Raw genomic sequence first — 20,012 nt, 5'->3', positions numbered from 1 at the left:
CGGCCCTGAACGGGCCTCGTCCTCAAACGCCGGACGGGCTGGAATGCCTGGACCGGCGTCGAGAAGCGAAGCCCCGTGGGCCCGCAGTCGCCCCCGGCACGTCCCCTTCCCGCCGGGGGGTGTCCGCCCGCAGTGGCCGGCGTCAACACGCAGCACCTCTTGACCTAAGGCGACCGCCGGTCCGAGGACGGACACCCCCCGGCACGGCCCCGACCCACCCACCGACCGTTGGCGCTACGCGCACCCTCAGCGCGCGCCCGCGAAGTGCTCCCCCACCAGCGACCGCACCACATCCAGATCCCCGGCGATCAACGCGTCCAGCAGCGCCGTGTGTTCCGCCGCGTCGGCGATGAGGTCGGCGTGGCCCCGGCCGGATGGGCGGACGGCACTCACCAGGGGCCACTGGGCGCGGCGGTGGAGGTCGTCGGCGATCTGGACGAGCTGTTCGTTGCCGCAGAGGGAGAGCACGGCGCGGTGGAAGGTGCGGTCGGATTCCGCGTACGTCGCGCGGCAGCCGGTCGATGCCGCCCGGACCGTCGCCTCCGCCAACGGGCGTAGTTCCGCCCAGCGTTCGGCGGACACGGCGCGGGCGAGCCGAAGCATCACCGGCACCTCGATCAGCGCACGGACCTCGGCCAGCTCGGCCAGCTCCCGGGCACCGCGTTCGACCACCCGGAACCCCCGGTTGGGGACGACCTCGACGGCACCCTCCAGCGCGAGCTGCTGCATGGCCTCGCGCACCGGCGTGGCGGAGACACCGAAGCGGTCGCCCAGTGCGGGGGCCGAGTAGACCGCGCCGGGAATCAGCTCGCCGGAGACGAGTGCGGTACGCAGGGCGTCGAGGATCTGCCCCCGCACCGAGGCCCGCTGGACGACCGGACGCGGCCGCGGAATGGGCTGCTCACTGTGGGTGTGCTCACCCCGAGCCGTCGGCGCCGAGACACCGGTACCGGTACCGGCACCCCGCGCCCGGTTCACGCCGTCCAGGCCCATGTCCACGCCCACGTCCGCAGCCCGGCCCTGCGGCGGCACCCGCGGCACCCGCGGCACGCCCTCCTCCGAGACCTGTGGAATCCCCGTTGCCGCGGAGCCCTGCGCGCCCTGCTTCACGGGCCCTCCTCCGGACGTGTCAGTACTTGGGGTCATTACGGCGGGTTGTTACTCGCCCGTCAAGCACCATAGGCGCAGAACTCGACAGTTCAAACCGCAGCGATCTTGGGTAAGGTAAGCCTTACCTTCAAAGTCTCACGGATCGGCGGCCCCTATGTCCGTGCCCCACATAGCCCTCGCAGACGCCTACACCCGTCTCGCCGAGGTCTTCCCGGGGCTCGACATCACTCAGCTGTCCACCGGCGAGCAGCTCCCCAGCCACGGCGGCTGGGTCACCGCCACCGCGCTGGCGGAGGGCCACACCGGCCTCGACACGTTTCTGGCCTGGGACGACGCACAGATACTGCGCGACTACGGACAGCCCGCCCGCCCCGACGTGGTCGCCGGCTTCGGCCTGCACCGGTACGCCTGGCCGGCCTGCCTGCTGATCACCGTGCCGTGGTTCCTGCTCCGCCGCGTCCCCCGCTTCCCCGTGACGCATGTCTCGTACGACCGCACGGCCCCCGGCCTCGCCATTGGCCGCCTGGCCGCCCGCCCCGCCTCCTTCGCCTGCCTGCCCGGCGACCCGGCGGCGACGCTGCCCGGCGCGAGGGTCGTACCCGACGAGGAGGCGCTGCGCGCGGAGGTACGGGCCGCCGTGGCCGAGCACCTGGAACCCGTACTCACCGGCTTCGGACCGCGCATGCGCCGACGCGGACGCGCACTGTGGGGCATGGCGACGGACGAGGTCGTCGAGGGATTGTGGTACGTCGCCCACCTGCTCGGCGACGGCGAGCAGGACCGGGCACGGCGCGAACTGGAGCTGCTGCTGCCGGGCGCGACACAGCCGTACGTCGGCTCGGCCGCCTTCCGTGAACTCACCGGACCGGACGGCGAGTCGCTGCCCACCCGGGACCGGGCGAGCTGCTGCATGTTCTACACGCTGCGCCCCGAGGACACCTGCGCCACCTGCCCGCGCACCTGCGACGCGGACCGGGTCACCAAGCTTGTGGCCACTGCCAGTTGAGGCACCCTCAGACACGGGCGTAACCCAGGCTGCCGTAAGATCACTCGCGAGCGGGACACCCGTTCCGGTTACAGGCGTTTCACAAATTCCTCACTTCGCGCAGGAACTTTCCGTGGAACCACCCGTCCGGGTAGTCTTGTTCGAACTCAACTCCCGCCCCTCAAGCGGCAGTTCGAGCAGAACGTCGCCCTGGGCATCCCCTTGCACCTCCTTGGCGGCCTCTTGCCCCGAAACCCCCTGAGGGCCGTTGGGATTGGGCCACTATGGCGGGCGTTACGCCCTATCCCAATGCAAGGGACCCCAGATGAGATTGACCGACATATCGCTGAACTGGTTGCTTCCGGGCGCCGTCCTGCTCCTGGGCCTGCTGGTGGCGATAGCGGTGCTCCGACGCGGGAAGGCCTCCTCGGGGAAGGACGCAGGCGCGGACGACTCGTGGGAGCGCAGCGAGGAGCGCCGTAGGCGCAAGGAGGCCATATACGGCACCGCCTCCTATGTGCTGCTGTTCTGCTGCGCGGCCGTGGCCGCCGCCCTCTCCTTCCATGGCCTGGTCGGCTTCGGTGAGCAGAACCTCGGCCTCCACAACGGCTGGCAGTACCTCGTGCCGTTCGGTCTGGACGGCGCCGCGATGTTCTGTTCCGTCCTCGCGGTGCGCGAGGCCAGCCACGGTGACGCGGCCCTCGGCTCCCGGATACTCGTGTGGACGTTCGCGGCCGCCGCTGCCTGGTTCAACTGGGTGCACGCGCCCAGGGGCATCGGCCACGACGGCGCCCCGCATTTCTTCGCCGGCATGTCCCTGTCCGCGGCCGTACTGTTCGACCGGGCGTTGAAGCAGACCCGCCGGGCCGCCCTGCGCGAGCAGGGCCTGGTGCCGAGGCCCCTCCCGCAGATCCGGATCGTCCGCTGGCTGCGGGCTCCCCGGGAGACCTACAAGGCCTGGTCGCTGATGCTCCTGGAGGGCGTGCGCAGCCTGGACGAGGCGGTCGACGAGGTCCGTGAGGACAAGCGGCAGAAGGACGAGAGCCGACTGCGCCGGCGCGATCAGCAGCGCATCGAGCGGGCCCAGCTGAAGGCCATCAGCCGGGGCCACCGCGGCTTCATCGGCCGCGGCAACGGACGGCAGGTCGAGCCGCAGGCCCTGGAGCGTGCCTCGGCCCAAGTCTCCGCGGAGCCTGCCATATCCACGCCGGAGCAACTGCCCGTACGATCGCGTCCCTCACTGCAGCCCGTACGCACCGGTTCTGAGCCGGTCGCCGTCGACCTCACCGCGGAGGACGACACAATGGCGCTGCCGCGACTCGACTCCCTGGAGCGCAAGCTCAAGGATCTTGAGCAGCAGTTCGGCTGAGAACGCCTCTCATCGACGGGGAGGGGCGCGACCCGAGCTCGGGTCGCGCCCCACCCCCGTGTCGGCCGCCCTGGAGCGCAAGCTCATGGTTGTGGAGCGCCCGTTCCGCGGTTCCCGCCCCTCCCCGTTGTCGTACCTCGCCCCGGGCCCGTGGTCATACGGCGCCCGCGTCGAGTTCGAACCACACCGCCTTCCCCACGCCATGTGACCGCACACCCCAGGCGTCCGCGAGGGACTGGACCAGGATCAGGCCTCTGCCGTTCGTACCGCCGTCGGCGTTCGGTACGCGCAGTCTGGGTCTGCGGGCCACGAAGTCCCGCACCTCCACTCTGAGTCCGCCCGGTCCGACGGTTGCCGTCAGGACCGCTTCACGGTCGGTGTGGACGAGCGCGTTGGTGACGAGCTCGCTGGTGAGGAGTTCGGCTATGTCCGATCGTCCGGGCCTGCCCCAGTGCCGTAACAGCTCGCGCAGCGCCCTGCGTGCTTCCGGTACGGCCCGCAGGTCCGCCCTCCCGAGTCTGCGCCTGAGCTGAGGCGTCTGCGCGTGTTCCCCGGCGCTCGCCGCCCTGTCCTTGACTGCCTCCGCCGAGGAGGCCCCTACCGCTATGGGACCGCCTCCTCGTGCCTGCCTCTTCATGACCCCCGCCCGCGTGCCGATGTCGGTTCCCCTCCTGGCTCGAACACGTTCACGGGAACCATTTCCCAGGGGGACCTGCGGCAGTCATGTCGAATCGTCGACGACTGGGTGTTCGGCCACGGTCACGGCTGCCCGTGCCGGTGGATGAAACCCGGAACGTCACCCACCGGCCGCCCGAACGTCACTGTGCGCGCGGACCGAACCGTGTCGGCCACCGGCGGCGGAGCCGGCTTCCAGGCCGAGGGCGGGCTTCCGGCGAGAGGAGGCGTGGCGGTTCGATCCGCTCCTGGAGGGGCGGCCGACCAGGGCAGTCCCGCACGGATCGGTGCCGACTCCCCCGGGCGCGTCCGGACCGCAGGGGATCGGCCCAACTACCGATCGCCCCCTGCGGATCCGGCCGTACCCGGCGCGGACGCAGGGCTGTCGGGGCTCGACGCCGAGGACGCGCCGGAGCCGATGCCCGCACCCGGCGAAACTGGCCGGAATTCACTGCCTCAACCGCCCTCGACGCCCTTGTGCCGCGGCTGTGCCTGTACGGGTGCGGGGCCGCCCGCCCGACCCCCGTCCGGGAGGGCGGCCCCGCTGTTGTGGTGGTGCGGTGGTGCGGTCGTGCGTCGGTCAGTAGAGCTTGTTGACCGCCGTCGTGGTCGTCTTCTTGAAGGCCTTCACCGGCGCGCTCGTGAAGTCGCCCATCTGCCCCCACTGCACGACGGTGACGGTGCCGCCGTCCCGGCCGACGGAGAGGAGGTGGATGTCCATCGCTCCCCACGAGGCGCGGGTGTGCACGCCGTGGACGCGGGCGCCCTCCTCGACGGGCAGGCTGCCGTAGCTGCGGTACTCGGCCTCGATCTCCGGGTCGGCGTCGCTGCGCAGGGCGCAGGACCGGATCTCCTTGTTGAGGCGGGTGGCGAGGGCCTTGGCCTTGGCGTTGTCGCCGACGACGACGTTGAGCTGCTGGGCACTGGTCTCGAGCTCGGTGCGGAAGGTGCGGTAGCGGGAGTCGTAGGCGAGCAGCGCGTCGCCGAAGCAGTACTGCATCTCCTCCGGGACGCCGTCGGTGACCTTGTCGGCGGTCCAGGCGGAGGAGGGGTGCGGCGGGAGTTGGGACGCGGACAGGAACTTCGGTGCGGGCGTCTTCGTGGCGGCGCCGGCCGGTGCGGCGTTGAGTGCGGCGCCTGCGGCGAGGCCCGCGACGGCGAGTGCGGCGAGCACGCCGGCTCGAGTGCGCTTGGGCATGGTTGTCCCCCGTGAATGAGATGAGTGCGTGAACGATCAGAAGTGGGTCGTCACCGACGCCGGATGGTCCGTCCGGCCCCGAGGCCGGCCCTGTCGGCTCGGTCGGTGCGACACCAAGAGCATCAGCCGTCACAGTCGGTGAGCGCAACCGTCAACGCCCGATCGGCGACGGTGGAACCATCCCAGCCCTTCTGACGTGCAGATATATGGAGTGCCTGGGATGCCGTCCCGGGACGGGGAGGACGCGGGGGAACAGTGTCGGAAGTACAGGACGACGACGTCCAGGAGTTCGCGGCGTTACTCAGACGCCTGAAGGACCGCACCGACCGCAGCTACGGTCAGCTGGCCCGCCGTCTGACCATGAACACCTCCACGCTGCACCGCTACTGCGCCGGTGACGCGGTGCCCCTCGACTTCGCGCCCGTGGAACGCTTCGCCGCGCTGTGCGAGGCGACACCGGAGGAGCGGCTGGAGCTGCACCGGCTGTGGATCCTGGCGGTGGCGGCGCGGCAGCGGGCTCGGACGGCGAGTCCCCCGGCGGCGGACAGCGCCCTCTCCTCTGCAGACGGTTCCCCGGCCAACTCCCCCGACTCCCCGTCGGGGGCGCCCGAAGCGCCGGCACCGGGTAAGCCGCCCCACCGCCCCCGCCCCTGGTACCGCCGCCGACGGCTCCTGGTCTCCGCGGCCGTGGCGACAGCGCTCCTCGCCACGCTGGGCAGCCTGTCCGCACTGCCGGACGACGACCGCCCGCGGGCGAGCGACTCCGTCCAGGGCGCCGATCCGACCCGTACGACCGACGCGGGCACCGGGCGCCCGAAGTCGACCAAGTCGACGAGCCCCACCCCCACGGCCGCATCACCCTCGGCAAAGGCGTCGAAGAAGTCCTCCGCCGAGCCCACCGAATCCGCCGCCAAGCCCTCCGAGAAAGCCGGACAGAAGCAGCCGCCGGTCGGCCTCCCGCTCACCTGGAGCGCCAACTCCCATGTCTGGCAGGCCGGCTGCGGCCACGACTACGTCATCGCCAAGTCCCCGGAGCAGGTGCCCCCGCCTCCGGTCCCGCAGGACGCCGGGACCTGGGCGGCGACGCAGAACGCCGTGCACGGGGGACAGACCATGGTGGAGATCTCCGTACAGGGGCGGACGTCGACGGCCGTCGTCCTGGACGCGCTCCGCGTGCGCGTGGTCGGCCGCTCGGCACCCGTCGAGGGCACCTCGTACGCCATGGACAACGGGTGTGGCGGAGCGCTGACGCCCCGCTACTTCGACGTGGACCTGGACAAGGACCGGCCCATCGCCCGCCCGGTCGACGGCAACGACACGGGCACCCCGATCCCGGCGATGAAGCTGCCCTACCGCGTCTCCGCCGAGGACCCGGAGGTGCTGCTGGTCGACGCCCAGACGGAGAGCTGCGACTGCAGTTGGTACCTCGAACTGGACTGGTCCTCCCAGGGCCGCACCGGCACGGTCCGCATCGACGACCACGGCCGCCCGTTCCGCACGACGAGCATCGAGGGACTGCCGAGCTACGGGTACGACACCTCGGCCCGCAAGTGGGTGCCGTACAGCTGAGCCGCACCTCCGACGGCGGAGCTACGCCTCCCACACTCCGGCGGCCGTACGGTCGTCGGCGTAGCCCTTGACCCGGACCTGGGTGTCGGCGAGGAAGGCGGCGAGGCCGGGCGGCTCGGGGCCGGACCAGCGTGCGATGAGGTGGGCGGCGAGTTCGGGTTCGCCGCGCAGGGGGTCGGCGAGGCCGCCGGTGCACATCAGGAGCGTGTCGCCGGGCCGGGCGACCGAGGCGCGGAAGCGGAAGGGTTCGCGGGGCGGCTCGGGGGCCGGGTCGTAGGGGGTCGGGGGTGTGGTGATGCCGAGGTCCATGGTGAGGCGGTCGCCCTCGGGTGTCTCGGCCGGCAACGAGCCGAAGCCGACGACGGGTTCGCCGGTGACGTCGGTGACGCGGGGCTCGATGTCCTGCCATTCACCGTCCCGCAGCCGGAAGAGTCCGCCGCCGCCGACACCGAAGAAGACGCGCGTACGGCACTCGGGGTCGGCGGGGAGGAGCAGGCAGCGCAGGGTCGCCGCGTACTCCTCCGGTTCGATGCCCTGTTCGGCGGCGCTGGCACGGAGTTTGCCGAGGCTGCGGTCGGTGAGGCGGTGCAGGCCGGACTTCAGGTCGCCGCGCCGGGCGGCCCTGATGTCCTCGGCGAGCTTCGGGTGACTGCGGCCGACGGCCCGGCCGATCCAGTGACAGGCCTCGGTGGCAGCGCGGTGGGCATTGGGGGTGGCCCGGGCGCCGGTCGCCATCGCCACGAGGACCAGGGCGTGCTCGCCGGTGCCGAAGCGGGCGGTGAGGAGGGAGTCGCGGCGCGGTTCACCCCGGTAGCGGGCGGAGTCTCCGCGCAGGGAGACGGCTCGCAGGGTGCAGGCGCCGTAGTGCGCGCCGTCCAGGACGGTGTCGGCGACCAGGTCGTCGAGGTCGTCGGGGTCCGCGGGTGGGAGGGCGGTGGGTTCGGGGGCGTAGGTCGGAGGGCCGTTGCCCACGTAGTCGAGGGGATCCGGGGGGAGGGTGGGGAGGTCTACGTGGGTCGCCGTCCGGGGCTCGTCGTCACTCGCCGGGGTCGCTTGCTCGTCGGGCGCCTCCACGGTGAATCCCGGCGGCTTCGGCAAGCCCGCCGGGAAGGTCGACGGCGCCGGCGCGGCATCCGTGACGGGCGTGCCCGCCCTCGGCGGCACAACCGTGGCACCCGCCCCGGACGCCACCGCTCCCGACGCCACCGCCCCCGATGCCGAGGCGAACCGGTCGTCCAGTGAGTCGGGCGCCGCTGTCGGGCCCGTGTCCTCGGTGGCGTCACCGTACAGCTGCCCCCACCAGTCGTCCTCGTGACCGGTGGGCCTTCCCCCCTGCTGGCTCATGCCCCCAATTGTCCACCGCACGGGCCTGATGAAAACGGGGCATCCGGAAAATCCGACCCGGTGAAGCGACTCGAAAAGGCGTTGTCGGGTGAGGTGTTGAACAGTCTTGCGATACATCGGGCGCCACAAGAGGCGAAACATGTCGCCGGGCGGTCCCACCCCCCACGGGAGAACCGCCCGGCGACTGCCGAGCGACCGAGGCGTCGTCCGCGTCGGTCAGGACGGGTCGAGCGCCTTCAGTCCGTCATGCGGCAACGTGTACCGCGGGAACGGCCGAGGTATGCCCTGCGGTATCGCTCTTCCCAAGATTTCCTTCTTCTCAAAGCGGGCGGCCGTTGATGCTGCCGTGGCGACACGTTGGCAGAGTGACAGGTGGTGCGGCGATGATGTGCCGAGGCGGTTTCACGCCGTGGCCGTTTTCCGCCACGGACCGAACACCGGTGTTCTTTTGTGGAGGGGCGCGGCCCGATGCTGGGAGTGATTGGTCTCGACGAGACGCATGAGTCGGCGTACCGGGCCCTGGTGTCCGTGGGCGCCGCCGACGTACCGGATCTCGCGCGGCGGCTGACACTCGGCGAATACGACACCGAGCGCGCCCTGCGTCGCCTGGAGCGGCACGGGCTCGCGGCGCAGTCCTCGGCCCGGCCCGGCCGCTGGGTCGCCGCGCCGCCCGGGGTGGCGCTGGGCGCGCTGCTCACCCAGCAGCGGCACGAGCTGGAGAAGGCGGAACTGGCGGCCGCGATGCTCGCCGAGGAGTACCGGGCGGGGGTCGCGGAGCCCGCCGTGCACGACCTCGTCGAGGTGGTGATCGGCGCGGCCGCGGTCTCGCAGCGCTTTCTGCAGCTCCAGCTCGGGGCGAGCAAGGAGGTGTGCGCGCTGGTCACCGGCAACCCGGTCGCCGTCACCGGCATGGAGAACGACGCGGAGGAGCAGGCCGCCGACCGGGGCGTCCACTACCGGGTGGTCCTGGAGCGCTCGGTCCTCGACCAGCCGGACGGCATCACCGAGCTGTCCGCCGCCCTCGGCCGCGAGGAGCAGGTGCGGGTCGTGGACCGGGTTCCGACCAAGCTGGTGATCGCCGACCGGACCCTGGCCCTGGTACCGCTCACCTCGCACACCTCGGAGCCGGCCGCCCTGGTCGTCCACGCGAGCGGGCTCCTGGAGCTGCTCTCCGGGCTGTTCGAGTCGGTGTGGCGGGAGGCGCTGCCGGTACGCCTCGGCACGTCCGGTGTCACCGAGCAGCAGCCGGACGGGCCCGACGACACCGACCTGGAGGTGCTGTCCCTGCTGCTGGCCGGCCTGACCGACGCGAGCGTGGCCAAGCAGCTGGACCTGGGGCTGCGGACCGTACAGCGCAGGGTGAAGCGGCTGATGGAGCTGACCGGGGTGACGACACGGCTGCAGCTGGGGTGGCACGCGTATGAGCGGGGGTGGGTGGCGCGGGAGCGGCAGGGGTGACGGGGCCGCGGGAGCGGCAGCGGTGACCTTGGCGCACCCCCTGCGGCAAGGCTGATCTGCGCGTTCTCGCAAGCTCCGGCACTCTGGTGAGATGGGAGTGTGGGACCTAGTGCTGGTCGGCCTGGTCCTCCTGCTCGGCCTCTGCGGAGTGCTGGTGCCCGGGGTGCCGGGGTCCTGGCTGGTGTGGGCCGCGGTCATGTGGTGGGCGCTGAAGGACCCCCAGCCGGTCGCGTGGTGGGTGCTCGTCGGGGCCACCGTCGCGCTGTTCCTGTCCCAGGTGGCGCGCTGGGCACTGCCGCCCCGCCGACTGCGCCCGAACTGGGCGAGCCCTCGCATGACCGTGTACGCCGGCGCGGGCTCGTTCCTTGGCTTCTTCCTGATCCCCGTGCTCGGTTCGATCCCCGGCTTCATGGCCGGCGTCTACCTCGAGGCACGGCTCAGGCTCGGCCGCCACGGTGAGGCGAGGGCCGCGCTGCGGACGGCGATGCGGTCGGGCGGGTCGAGCGTGCTGGCGGAGCTGTTCACGTGCCAGCTGATCGCGGCGGCGTGGGTGGGTGCGGTGATCTGGGGCTGACTGGACCGCTAGAGCCTGCCCTCCAGCGTGAGCAGCCGTACCTTGCGGTCGAGGCCGCCCGCGTACCCGGTCAGCGACCCGTCGGCCCCGATCACACGGTGGCACGGGCGGACGACCAGCAACGGATTGGCGCCGATCGCACCGCCGACGGCCCGCACGGCGGCCCGGGAGGCGCCGATCCGCGCGGCGATCTCGCCGTACGTCGTCGTAGCCCCGTAGGGAACATCGTCGAGGGCCGCCCAGACCTTCTCCCGGAACTCGCTGCCGGCTGTGCTCAACTCCAGCTGGAACTCCTTGAGTTCACCCGCGAAGTACGCGGCGAGCTGTTCCTCGGCCGCACGGAAGAGCGCGGGGTCGCGCCGCCAGCCCTCCTGGACGGTACGGCCGCCCTTCTGGCCGGGCACGGAGAGGGAGGTCAGGGCTGCGGTGGTCGGGTCGGCGGTGAGGAGGAGAGGGCCGAGCGGGCTGTCGAGCTCGGTCCAGTGGGTCAGGGTGGTCATGGTGGTCATGGTGGTCATGGTTACTCCGACTCTCCTGCTGCACGCAGGTGTTGCGAGGCGTAAGAGCGCCAGGGGCGCCAGCTGTCGGGGGCGTCGACGCCGGGCGGGGCGACGTCCGGGTCGCCGAGAGCGCGGGTGCGGATGACGGCGACGGTACGGGCGTCCAGACCGGGCAGGCCGAGCAGCGCTTCGTGCGCCTCGTCCCGGTCGGCGCCCGGGTCCAGCCGTACGGCACCGTCGGCGAGGGCGGCGGTGAGCGCGCCGAGGGGGCCGTCGGGCTCGGCCTCGGCGAGTACGGCCGCCTCGGGGAACAGGTGGGTGAGGCTGCCGCAGGGCGCGTCGAGCGCCTTGCCGTACCGCCGGACCAGCCGTTCGGCCTCCACCGGCCCGACGAGTGCCCGCACCGCCAGCTCCTCCGCATCGGCGGCACCGGGGGACCGCAGCCCCGGCCGGGCGGCGACCAGCGGGGCGAGGCGGGGGTCGGCGCCGAGCCGCTCGTCGACGGCGTACGGATCGGCGTCGAGGTCGAACAGGCGCCGCAGCCGTTGCACGGCGGTGGTCAGGTCGCGCGGATCGGTGAGGTGGAGGCGGGCGTCGAGCCAGCCGCCGGGGTGGGTGGCGGAGGCGGGGGCGGCCCGGGATGACGCCGCCGGGGACGCCGCCCCCCGGTCCGCGGCCACTGCCGACGTCGGCGTCGGCACCACCGCAAGCGTCGGCACTCCACGCCGGGCCGCGGATGTCTGCCGCCCGGTGCCGCCCGGCCGCTCCTCCACCGCCACGATGGCGGTGCCGTGCGGCAGCCGGAGGGTGCGCCGGTACGTCCGCCGCCCGGCCGGCCCGCCGAGATCCTCGACGCCGGGCACGGCCTCGCGCTCCAGCAGGTCGAAGACTAGGCCGGCCTGGTACGGCCCGCGGTAGGCGAGCCGCAGCGGTATCCCGGCCGACGGGGTGCCCGCACGCCGGGTGCCACGGCCGCCCCTCGGCGCGGCGGCGGCCCGCAGCTCGCTCGGCGTGGACGCGTACACCTCCCGCATCGTGTCGTTGAACTGCCGCACGCTGGCGAACCCGGACGCGAACGCGATCTCGGTGATCGGCAGCTCGGTGGTCTGCAGAAGCACCCGCGCGGTGTGCGCCCGCTGGGCCCGGGCCAGCGCGACCGGCCCGGCGCCGAGCTCGGCGGTGAGCTGCCGCTGGACCTGCCGCGCGCTGTATCCCAGCCGCGTGGCGAGCCCGGCGACGCCCTCCCGGTCGACGATGCCGTCGCCGATGAGCCGCATGGCCCGCCCGACGACATCGGCCCGTACGTTCCACTCGGCGGACCCCGGCACGGCGTCCGGCCGGCACCGCCGGCAGGCCCGGAAGCCCGAGCCCTGCGCGGCGGCGGCCGTCGCGAAGAACCGCACGTTGCGCCGCTTCGGCGTGACGGCCGGGCAGCTGGGGCGGCAGTAGATGCCGGTGGTTTCGACGGCGAAGAAGAACTCGCCGTCGAACCGGGCGTCCCTGCTGCGGACCGCTTCGTACCTGGTGTCTGCGTCCATCACGCCCTCCAGTCTCCGCCTGCCCGGGAGGCACGGCTGGCGGAAATCGGACGTGACGCTGCGCTACCGTCGGCGACGCTCCTACCTCCAGCCGCCCCCGCTACCTCCAACGAGCCCGCTACCTCCAACGGCCCCGCTTGGCATCCATCGCCGCCCTCCCCTCGGCCCCCTTGCGCTTCCAGTCCTTGCGGATCTCGGCCCGAAGCCGCGCGTCGGTCTTGGCCACGATCCGCTGGTTCTCCCGCAGCAGCTTGCGATAGCTCTCCAGCCGCCGCTCCGGCAGCTCACCGGCGTCGATGGCATCGAGCACCGCGCACCCCGGCTCGCTTTCGTGCGCACAGTCGTGGAAACGGCACCGCTCGGCCAGCGCCTCGATCTCGGCGAACACCTGCCCGACCCCGCTCTCGGCGTCCCAGAGCCCGACGCCGCGCAGCCCCGGTGTGTCGATCAGTACGCCGCCGCCCGGCAGCGCGAGCAGATTGCGCGTGGTGGTCGTATGGCGCCCCTTGCCGTCGACGTCGCGTGCGGCCTGGACCTCCATCACGTCCTCGCCGAGCAGCGCGTTCGCGAGCGTCGACTTGCCCGCGCCGGACTGCCCGAGCAGCACGGACGTGCCACCGCCCACGACCGCGGCGAGGACGTCGAGTCCCTCCCCCAGCGTCGCGCTGACGGTCAGCACCGGCACACCGGGCGCCGTCGTCTCCACGTCCTCGACGAGATGCGAGAGCGTCACCGCGTCCGGCACGAGGTCGGCCTTGGTGAGGACGACGACCGGCTGGGCGCCCGACTCCCACGCCAGGGCGAGGAAGCGCTCGATACGGCCGAGGTCGAGCTCGACGGCCAGCGAGACGGCGACGATCGCGTGGTCGATGTTGGCGGCGAGGATCTGCCCCTCGGACCGCTCGGAGGAGGTGGAGCGTACGAAGGCGGTACGGCGTGGCAGATACGTCCGTACATAGCGCGGGTGGCTTCCCTCGGGTTCGACGGCGACCCAGTCGCCCGTGCACACGACCCGCATCGGATCGTGCGGGGTGACGAACGCCGTGTCGGCCCGTACGACGCCCTCGGCGGTGAGGACGTCGCACTGCCCGCGGTCGACCCGGATCACGCGTCCGGGAAGGAGCCCGTCGGGCTCGTGGGGGGCGAACTCGTCCGCCCATGCCTCGTCCCAGCCGTAGGGAGCGAGAGCGGAGAAAACAGATGAAGCAGCGGAGCTGGAAGTCAAGGGTGACCCTTCACAAGGGCGGCCCCGGCCGTCGCGCGCACGGGCGCGGAAGGAGACTGGTCGTGTCAGCCGGTGGCCACGGAGGTGGACTTGATGGATTCCTGGATGCGGGCAACGCCCATCGCAAAGACAGCCATCGGTCGACACCTCCTCACTCACGTCCGCTCGTCGGCGGCGGCCACCGGCCACCGCCCTGATTCGCCGTCACTCTAGCCGGGCCCCACGAAGTCCCTCAACCGGTTTTGGACGCGGTCGGTGCTAGGCGCAGTCGTGCCCGTTCAGCGTGAAGTCGTACCCCGGCGAGTTTCTCTCGCCTTCCCACGACGCGAGGAACCCGAAGGCGAGTTCGCCGTCGGCGGGGACCGTCTTGTTGTAGTCGGCGGCCTTGGCCGTGACCCGGGAGCCGTTCTGGGCGAAGCTCGCGTCCCACATCTGGCCGACCTTCTGGCCGTCTCGGAAGGACCAGGCGACGCGCCAGTTGTCGAGGGCCCGTTCGGTGGTCACGGTGATGGTGGCCTGGAAGCCGTCGGGCCATTCGTTGACGAGGTCGTACTCGACGCTGCAGGTCGCCGGTTCGCTCACGGTCGAGTCCGGGTCCGGGTCCGGGTGGTCCTCACCGGCCGTGGACGAAGACGTGGTGCCCTGCGGTCCCGGGTCGGGGTCCTTCGGCCCGGGCGAGTCGTCGTCCTTCGTGCCGCTCTGCGACGGCTCCGGGGAGTCCGAGGAGGGCCGCGTGGCGGACGTCACCGGCATGGAGAAGCCGGGGTCGGCCACCGGCTGGCGGTCGGAGGGGTCGCCGCCCGCGGTGCCGCCGTCGCCGGTGGAGCCGGCGGGCATCATCGACACCGCGAGGGCGAGCGCGGAGACGAGGACGGCGGCGACGAGGAGGCCGTTGCGTACGACGCGCGCCTTGTGCGCGCCGGGGTTCGGCGGGCCGGCGTCCGCGTCCACCGGGTCGGGGCGTCCGGCACCGAGGCGCACCTCCGCGGCTCGGCGGCGCCGCTCCAGGTAGGCGAGGCCGCCCCAGCCGATCACGCCACCGGCGAGGGCCCCGGGCAGCCCGCCGCCGTGCAGCCGCAGACAGGCGGCGGCCTCGGCGCACTGCACGCAGGTGGCGAGGTGGCGGGAGAGGTCGCCGGGGGTGTCGGCGGCGGTCGAGCGGGTGACGGCGTCGAGGAGGCGGGCGTAGCTGCGGCACTGCGCGTCCATCGGCGTGTCCAGGTGGCTGCGGTGGCAGCGGTCTCTGAACAGGCCCCGTACCTGGGTGAGTTCCTCGGAGACGGTGGCCGGGTCGAGGCCGAGCCGGCGGGCCACCACGTGCAGCGGCAGCGCCTCCACCTCGGCCAGCCACAGCAGAGCCGCGTCCGGTTCCTGCATGTCACGCAGTCCGCGCAGCGCGATCGGGCGCTGGAGCGGGGGTCCGGTGTAGCGGGCGGCCTTGTCGGAGTTGAGCCACAGGCGCAGGTCGGGGTCGAGCTTGTGGCCCTGCCCGCTCTCCTCCCAGGTGGCCGCCGTGGTGCGTACGGCGGTCAGCAGCAGGGGGATTCGGGGCAGGCGGGCCGGGCGGCGGCCCACGCTTCTGAAGGTCCCGGTCTCGGCCTCGCGGGCCTCGCGTATGCCGGTCGAAAACGCCTCGGCCGCCAGCTGGTTGGCAGCGGCGGAGCCGGCCGTGCACAGGTCGGCGTACGACAGCACGGCGTCCCAGCACTCGGAGAACAGCGCGGCCTCGGTGGCGTCCTGGGGAGTCGGCAGGTCGGGCATGAGTCTCCTGCATCCACATGCGAGGTCAACTCGCCATATTGGCAATGGAGTTGGGGGGAACCTCGCGGCAGGACATGAGCCTTTCACGTATTCAACACAACTGACAAGCGCCGTGTTCAATTGTCATGACAGGCCGCGCGCCCCTACAACTCCAGCCACTTGTACGGACGCGGGCCCCGTCTGTCTCAACTAAACCGCTGCGGAATCCTCCGCCGCCGGGGACTCCACCGCCGGAAGACTGTCCATGAAGGAGCTGACCGAGAACACCGCGTGGCCGGGGCCGGGCGGGCCGTAGCCAGGGGGCGAGGAAAGGCCGAAGTCCTCCATCGTCTGGCGATAGGCCTGGAGCAGCCGGATGTGGTACTCCAGCGGGGCGCCCTGCGGATTGGCCTTGCCGAGCGGGGTGGTCGGCTCCGGGCACCACGTGGTGAAGCGGGGCGTGATCCCGTGCGACATGAAGAACCGCAGGCCCTCGGTGGTCGACGCGATCGCCTCGTCGACCGTCTTGAAGCCGAAGGGCTCCGCCATCTCGACGCCTGCGACGAAGTTGGGGATCACGTTGCGCGCCCCGAACACCTCCGCCGAGTCGAGGATCCTCTTGTGCCAGACGTCCCGGCCGACGTACCGCTCCTTGCCCGGGCAGTACATCTTGAAAAGGTACTCGTCCCACACCTCGTAGTTGGGGTGGTAGATCTGCACGCCGTAGTCCTTGAAGCGCTGCACGTCGTCGCGCGGCAGCGCCTGGGCCACGACCTTGCCGATCCACCGCCCCGGGAAGCGCTCCTCGATGGCCTTGGCGTAGTGGCCGTAGAAGTCGGCCTCGTCGCGCCCGGAGACCGTCTTGGTGATGGCACCGCCGGTGAGCGTGTAGGCGGTGGACACCTTGGCGGTGTCGTACCGGTCGATGATCTCCAGGGCCTCGAGGACCTCCTCGACGTCCTTCACCCCGGTGTACGGGCGCCCGGCCGCCTTGTGCTGGCGCCAGTTGTGGTTGATGTCGCAGTACTGGCACTCCTCCTTGGCGCCGAAGTACTGGCAGACCCGGAAGACGGTGAGGTAGATCAGGTAGCCCCACTGGATGGTCGGGGCGACCTCCATCACCGACTTCCCGCTCGCGAGGGTGTGCCGGTAGTACTCCGGCATCGGTGGCACACCGACGTCCGCGATCCGCTTGCCGTCGAGGTACAGCCCGAGCATGCCCTCCTCGTCGGCGGCGACCCGGTACGGCGACGACGGGTTCACGCGCACGGAGACGACGGTGCGCCGCAGGTCGTACGGACCGCCGGTCAGGATGATCTCCTCCGGCGGGCGGCGCAGGGCGGCCTCGCCGAGCTCCGGCAGGGTGCCGTGGTCGAAGGAGAAGATGAAGTACGACTTCGGCTTGACCTCACCCCCCTCGTTGTCGCTGAGGGCGGATGGGTCGAAGGCCACCCCGCCGCGGAGCAGATCCTCCTTGAAGACGGCTTCCCGCGGAACGTGCGGGAATCGCTCCATCAGATCCTCGACCAGTGCGGTGCGGCTGCCCATCCGTAATCTCCTCCCGGCTCAGGCGTACGACTCCTCACGGTATGCCCCTGCCTGAGCCCCGGCTGCACTGGGTCCCCTCCCGGACGAACGTGTCAGCGTCGTGTCAGCCTCCTCCTCGGCCGCGTAGCACCAGAAGCGCAGCAGGGGGTACGAGCTGGCGACGGGGAGCTTCGCCTCGCACCGGGCACCCTCGGTCGTGGTGCCGAGGGTGTGCAGGTCGGTCCAGGTCAGCCCGCCGTCGATGGAGCCGCGCAGTACGGTGCCGGTCGCGAAGGTCGCGCGCGGGAGGACCCGGAGCCGGTCGCCGAGCAGCAGGCCCGTCTCTCTCTCTCTCCCCCCCCGAGCTCGTACGCCGCGTACCCCTCGTCGATGAGGGTGCCGCGTAGCTCTTCCTCGGCCCCTCGGCGGGTCCGCCCGACGCGCCCCCGACGACCACCACGGACGTACGGGTGCCGCCGTCCGGCGAAGGAGCGGCAGCAGGCAGCCCCCGCCGGCGCCTACGCCTCCCGCCCCAACACCGCCGGGTCGACCGCGTGCGCCAACCCCCCACCCCCCACCAGGCGTTCGGCCTCCCCCACGACCGCCAAGCCAAGGCGGGCCACCTCGTTGCCCTGGGAAACCCGCCAGGTGCAGGGAGATGAACGCGTTCGCCAGGCCTCATGGGGGAGCGAGCCCGCGTGACGCGGCCGGGGCGCGGCTGGACAGGGACACGTCGGCAAGCGACAAGACGTCGCACCCGAGAAAACCCGCACAGGCAGCCCCCGCCGGCGCCTACGCCTCCCGCCCCAACACCGCCGGGTCGACCGCGTGCGCCAACCCCCCACCCCCCACCAGGCGTTCGGCCTCCCCCACGACCGCCAGGCCCAGGCGGGCCGCCTCGTTGCCCTGGGAGCCCGCGAGGTGGGGGGTGATGAAGGCGTTGGGGAGGTCGTACAGGGGGGAGTCGGTGGGTAGGGGCTCGGGGTCGGTGACGTCGAGGATCGCGGAGAGGCGGCCGGTGCGGAGTTCGGTGGTCAGGGCGTCGTGGTCGAGCAGGGTGCCGCGTGCGGTGTTGATCAGGACCGCTCCGTCGGGCATCAGGGCCAGCTCGCGGGGGCCGATGAGGTGGCGGGTCTCCGGGGTTTCGGGGGCGTGCACGGTGACGATGTCCGACGTGCGCAGGAGGTCGTCCAGCGGCAGCAGCGGTACGCCGAGCGCGGCGGCGTCAGCCTCGTCGACGTAGGGGTCGGTGAGGCTGGGGGCCAGGTCGAAGGGGCGCAGCAGCTCGATCACCTTGCGGCCGATGCGCGACGCCCCGATGACGCCCACCCTGCGGCCGTGGTTGCCGATGCCGGGGACGAGCCCCCAGCCGGGGAAGGCGCGCTCGGTGCGCAGGCGGTCGCGGGCGGCGAAGAGGTCCTTCCCGGCGAGCAGGATCATGGCGAGGGTGTACTCGGCGACCGGCACGGCGTTGGCGACGGCCGCCGAGCTCACCGCGATGCCGCGCCGCCACAGCTCGGGCGTGGCGAGGCTCTTGACCGACCCGGCCGAGTGCAGGACCGCACGCAGCCTCGGGGCGGCGTCGAGTACGGCCGCGTCGAGGCGGGGGCAGCCCCAGCCGGTGACGAGGATCTCGGTGCGGGCGAGCGCGTCCTTGAAGCGCGGGTCCGTGAAGTCCTCGTAGTCCTCGGCCACCAGGGCGGGATCGATGTCCACCGACTCCCGCAGCCGCTCCAGCACCTCCGGCGGGAAGACCTGCGGCACGTTCTCGGCGGACATGGCGAACATGGCGTACGGCCGCTCGGTCAAGGACGTGGCCTCCGGCTCGGCGAGGTGAGGTGAGGTGCGAATGGGGTTGGAAAACGGTCTCTACCGTAGGCATCCGCGGATGAGAGGGTCAACGCACGCACACGCACTCACCTTGAAGGACGGCGAGGATGACGGAGATGACCACCAACTGGGCGGGCAACATCACCTACACCGCCAAGGAGCTGCACCGGCCGTACTCGATCGACGCGATCAGCGCCCTGGTGGCGGGGAGCGAGCGGGTGCGGGTGCTGGGCAGCGGGCACTCCTTCAACGAGATCGCCGAGCCGGGCCCCGAGGGCGTCCTGCTGTCGATCGCCGGTCTGCCGCCGGTGATCGACGTGGACGGCACGGCCCGTACGGTCCGGGTCTCGGGCGGCGTACGGTACGCCGAGCTCGCCCGCACGGTGTACGCGCACGGGCTCGCGCTGCCCAACATGGCGTCCCTGCCGCACATCTCGGTGGCCGGCTCGGTCGCCACCGGCACGCACGGTTCGGGGGTCGGCAACGGCGCACTGGCCACGTCCGTGCGGGAGGTGGAGCTGGTCACGGCGGACGGATCGGTGGTGACCGTCGGGCGGGGCGAGAAGCGGTTCGGCGGTGCCGTCACCTCCCTGGGCGCCCTCGGTGTCGTCACCGCGCTCACCCTCGACCTGGAGCCGTCCTTCGACGTCGAGCAGCACGTCTTCACGGAACTGCCGCTGGACGGGCTGGACTCGGCGGCGTTCGAAACGGTGATGGCGGCGGCGTACAGCGTCAGTCTGTTCACCGACTGGCGCGAGCCGGGCTTTCGGCAGGTGTGGCTCAAGCGGCGCACCGACCAGCCGCTGCCCGACTTCCCGTGGGCCGCGCCCGCCACCGAGAAGATGCACCCGGTGCCGGGGATGCCCGCGGTCAACTGCACGGAGCAGTTCGGGGTACCGGGGCCGTGGCACGAGCGACTGCCGCACTTCCGGGCCGAGTTCACGCCGAGCAGCGGGGCCGAGCTGCAGTCGGAGTATCTGCTGCCGCGCCGGTACGCCGTCGACGCGCTGCATGCGCTCGACGCGATCCGGGAGACGGTCGCGCCGGTGCTGCAGACCTGTGAGGTGCGCACGGTCGCCGCCGACGACCAGTGGCTGAGCCCCTCCTACGGACGGGACACCGTGGCGTTTCACTTCACCTGGGTCGCGGACACGGCCGCCGTACTGCCGGTGGTGCGGCGCCTCGAGGAGGCGCTGGACGGCTTCGAGCCACGGCCGCACTGGGGGAAGGTGTTCGCCGTGCCGGCTGCGGTGGTGCGCGGGCGGTACCCGCGGCTGGGCGACTTCCGGGCGCTGGCGCGGGAGCTGGACCCGGGTCGGAAATTCGCCAACGCCTTCGTGCAGGACATACTGGGTGACTGACACCGGGAG

Annotated in this window: 16 protein-coding genes; 6 read left to right on the top strand and 10 right to left on the bottom strand. The window is 72.1% G+C overall.

Going from position 1 to position 20,012, the window contains the following annotated elements; all coding sequences use genetic code 11:
• Nucleotides 1-246: 246 nt before the first annotated feature.
• The gene (locus tag EHO50_RS18545) at nt 247-1,110 is read right to left on the bottom strand and encodes a GntR family transcriptional regulator (RefSeq protein ID WP_128431244.1); all 864 of its coding nucleotides are present in this window, start codon (nt 1,108-1,110) and stop codon (nt 247-249) included.
• Between the two features lie 154 nt (nt 1,111-1,264).
• Here EHO50_RS18545 and EHO50_RS18540 point away from each other — a divergent pair, with 154 nt between their 5' ends.
• A complete protein-coding gene (locus EHO50_RS18540; RefSeq protein ID WP_128431243.1) occupies nt 1,265-2,116 on the top strand; it encodes a (2Fe-2S)-binding protein in 852 nt (283 codons plus the stop codon).
• Between the two features lie 304 nt (nt 2,117-2,420).
• On the top strand, nt 2,421-3,464 hold the full coding sequence (locus EHO50_RS18535) for a DUF2637 domain-containing protein (protein ID WP_128431242.1): 1,044 nt from the start codon (nt 2,421-2,423) through the stop codon (nt 3,462-3,464).
• A gap of 154 nt (nt 3,465-3,618) precedes the next feature.
• Here EHO50_RS18535 and EHO50_RS18530 read toward each other — a convergent pair whose 3' ends face one another.
• Nucleotides 3,619-4,101 (bottom strand): ATP-binding protein, encoded by a 483-nt coding sequence (locus tag EHO50_RS18530; protein WP_128431241.1) that lies wholly within the window; start codon nt 4,099-4,101, stop codon nt 3,619-3,621.
• 618 nt (nt 4,102-4,719) lie between these two features.
• A complete protein-coding gene (locus tag EHO50_RS18525) occupies nt 4,720-5,337 on the bottom strand; it encodes a hypothetical protein (RefSeq protein ID WP_128431240.1) in 618 nt (205 codons plus the stop codon).
• 255 nt (nt 5,338-5,592) lie between these two features.
• Between EHO50_RS18525 and EHO50_RS18520 the strand changes: the two genes are divergently transcribed.
• Entirely contained in the window at nt 5,593-6,906 is a 1,314-nt protein-coding gene (locus tag EHO50_RS18520; RefSeq protein WP_128431239.1) for a helix-turn-helix domain-containing protein, read from the top strand.
• 21 nt (nt 6,907-6,927) lie between these two features.
• Here EHO50_RS18520 and EHO50_RS18515 read toward each other — a convergent pair whose 3' ends face one another.
• Nucleotides 6,928-8,250 (bottom strand): protein phosphatase 2C domain-containing protein, encoded by a 1,323-nt coding sequence (locus EHO50_RS18515; protein ID WP_128431238.1) that lies wholly within the window; start codon nt 8,248-8,250, stop codon nt 6,928-6,930.
• Nucleotides 8,251-8,718: 468 nt separating this feature from the next.
• Here EHO50_RS18515 and EHO50_RS18510 point away from each other — a divergent pair, with 468 nt between their 5' ends.
• The gene (locus tag EHO50_RS18510; protein WP_128431237.1) at nt 8,719-9,708 is read left to right on the top strand and encodes a helix-turn-helix transcriptional regulator; all 990 of its coding nucleotides are present in this window, start codon (nt 8,719-8,721) and stop codon (nt 9,706-9,708) included.
• 91 nt (nt 9,709-9,799) lie between these two features.
• A complete protein-coding gene (locus tag EHO50_RS18505; RefSeq protein ID WP_128431236.1) occupies nt 9,800-10,282 on the top strand; it encodes a DUF456 domain-containing protein in 483 nt (160 codons plus the stop codon).
• 8 nt (nt 10,283-10,290) lie between these two features.
• On the opposite strand, the gene EHO50_RS18500 is transcribed toward EHO50_RS18505, so the two are convergent.
• The 6 genes from EHO50_RS18500 to EHO50_RS18470 form a co-directional block, all read right to left on the bottom strand.
• Complete coding sequence (locus tag EHO50_RS18500; RefSeq protein ID WP_128431302.1) at nt 10,291-10,791, bottom strand: methylated-DNA--[protein]-cysteine S-methyltransferase; 501 nt, start codon at nt 10,789-10,791, stop codon at nt 10,291-10,293.
• Nucleotides 10,792-10,802: 11 nt separating this feature from the next.
• Complete coding sequence (locus EHO50_RS18495) at nt 10,803-12,320, bottom strand: DNA-3-methyladenine glycosylase 2 family protein (protein WP_128431235.1); 1,518 nt, start codon at nt 12,318-12,320, stop codon at nt 10,803-10,805.
• Between the two features lie 118 nt (nt 12,321-12,438).
• On the bottom strand, nt 12,439-13,545 hold the full coding sequence (gene rsgA / locus EHO50_RS18490) for a ribosome small subunit-dependent GTPase A (RefSeq protein WP_128431234.1): 1,107 nt from the start codon (nt 13,543-13,545) through the stop codon (nt 12,439-12,441).
• 258 nt (nt 13,546-13,803) lie between these two features.
• Nucleotides 13,804-15,306, bottom strand: a complete 1,503-nt coding sequence (locus EHO50_RS18485) for a cellulose-binding domain-containing protein (RefSeq protein ID WP_128431233.1) — start codon at nt 15,304-15,306, stop codon at nt 13,804-13,806.
• Nucleotides 15,307-15,495: 189 nt separating this feature from the next.
• A complete protein-coding gene (locus EHO50_RS18480; protein WP_128431232.1) occupies nt 15,496-16,833 on the bottom strand; it encodes a radical SAM protein in 1,338 nt (445 codons plus the stop codon).
• Between the two features lie 771 nt (nt 16,834-17,604).
• Entirely contained in the window at nt 17,605-18,621 is a 1,017-nt protein-coding gene (locus EHO50_RS18470) for a hydroxyacid dehydrogenase (protein WP_128431231.1), read from the bottom strand.
• A 128-nt stretch (nt 18,622-18,749) separates the two neighbouring features.
• On the opposite strand from EHO50_RS18470, the gene EHO50_RS18465 reads away from it, so the two are divergent.
• Nucleotides 18,750-20,003: an FAD-binding protein gene (locus EHO50_RS18465; protein ID WP_128431230.1), complete on the top strand. Its 1,254-nt coding sequence runs from the start codon at nt 18,750-18,752 to the stop codon at nt 20,001-20,003.
• The last annotated feature ends 9 nt before the right edge of the window (nt 20,004-20,012 follow it).

Origin of the sequence: Streptomyces cyaneus (assembly GCF_004028635.1) — a bacterium.
Classification (GTDB): Bacteria; Actinomycetota; Actinomycetes; order Streptomycetales; family Streptomycetaceae; genus Streptomyces; species Streptomyces cyaneus.
This window is presented reverse-complemented; position numbering and strand designations above follow the sequence as displayed.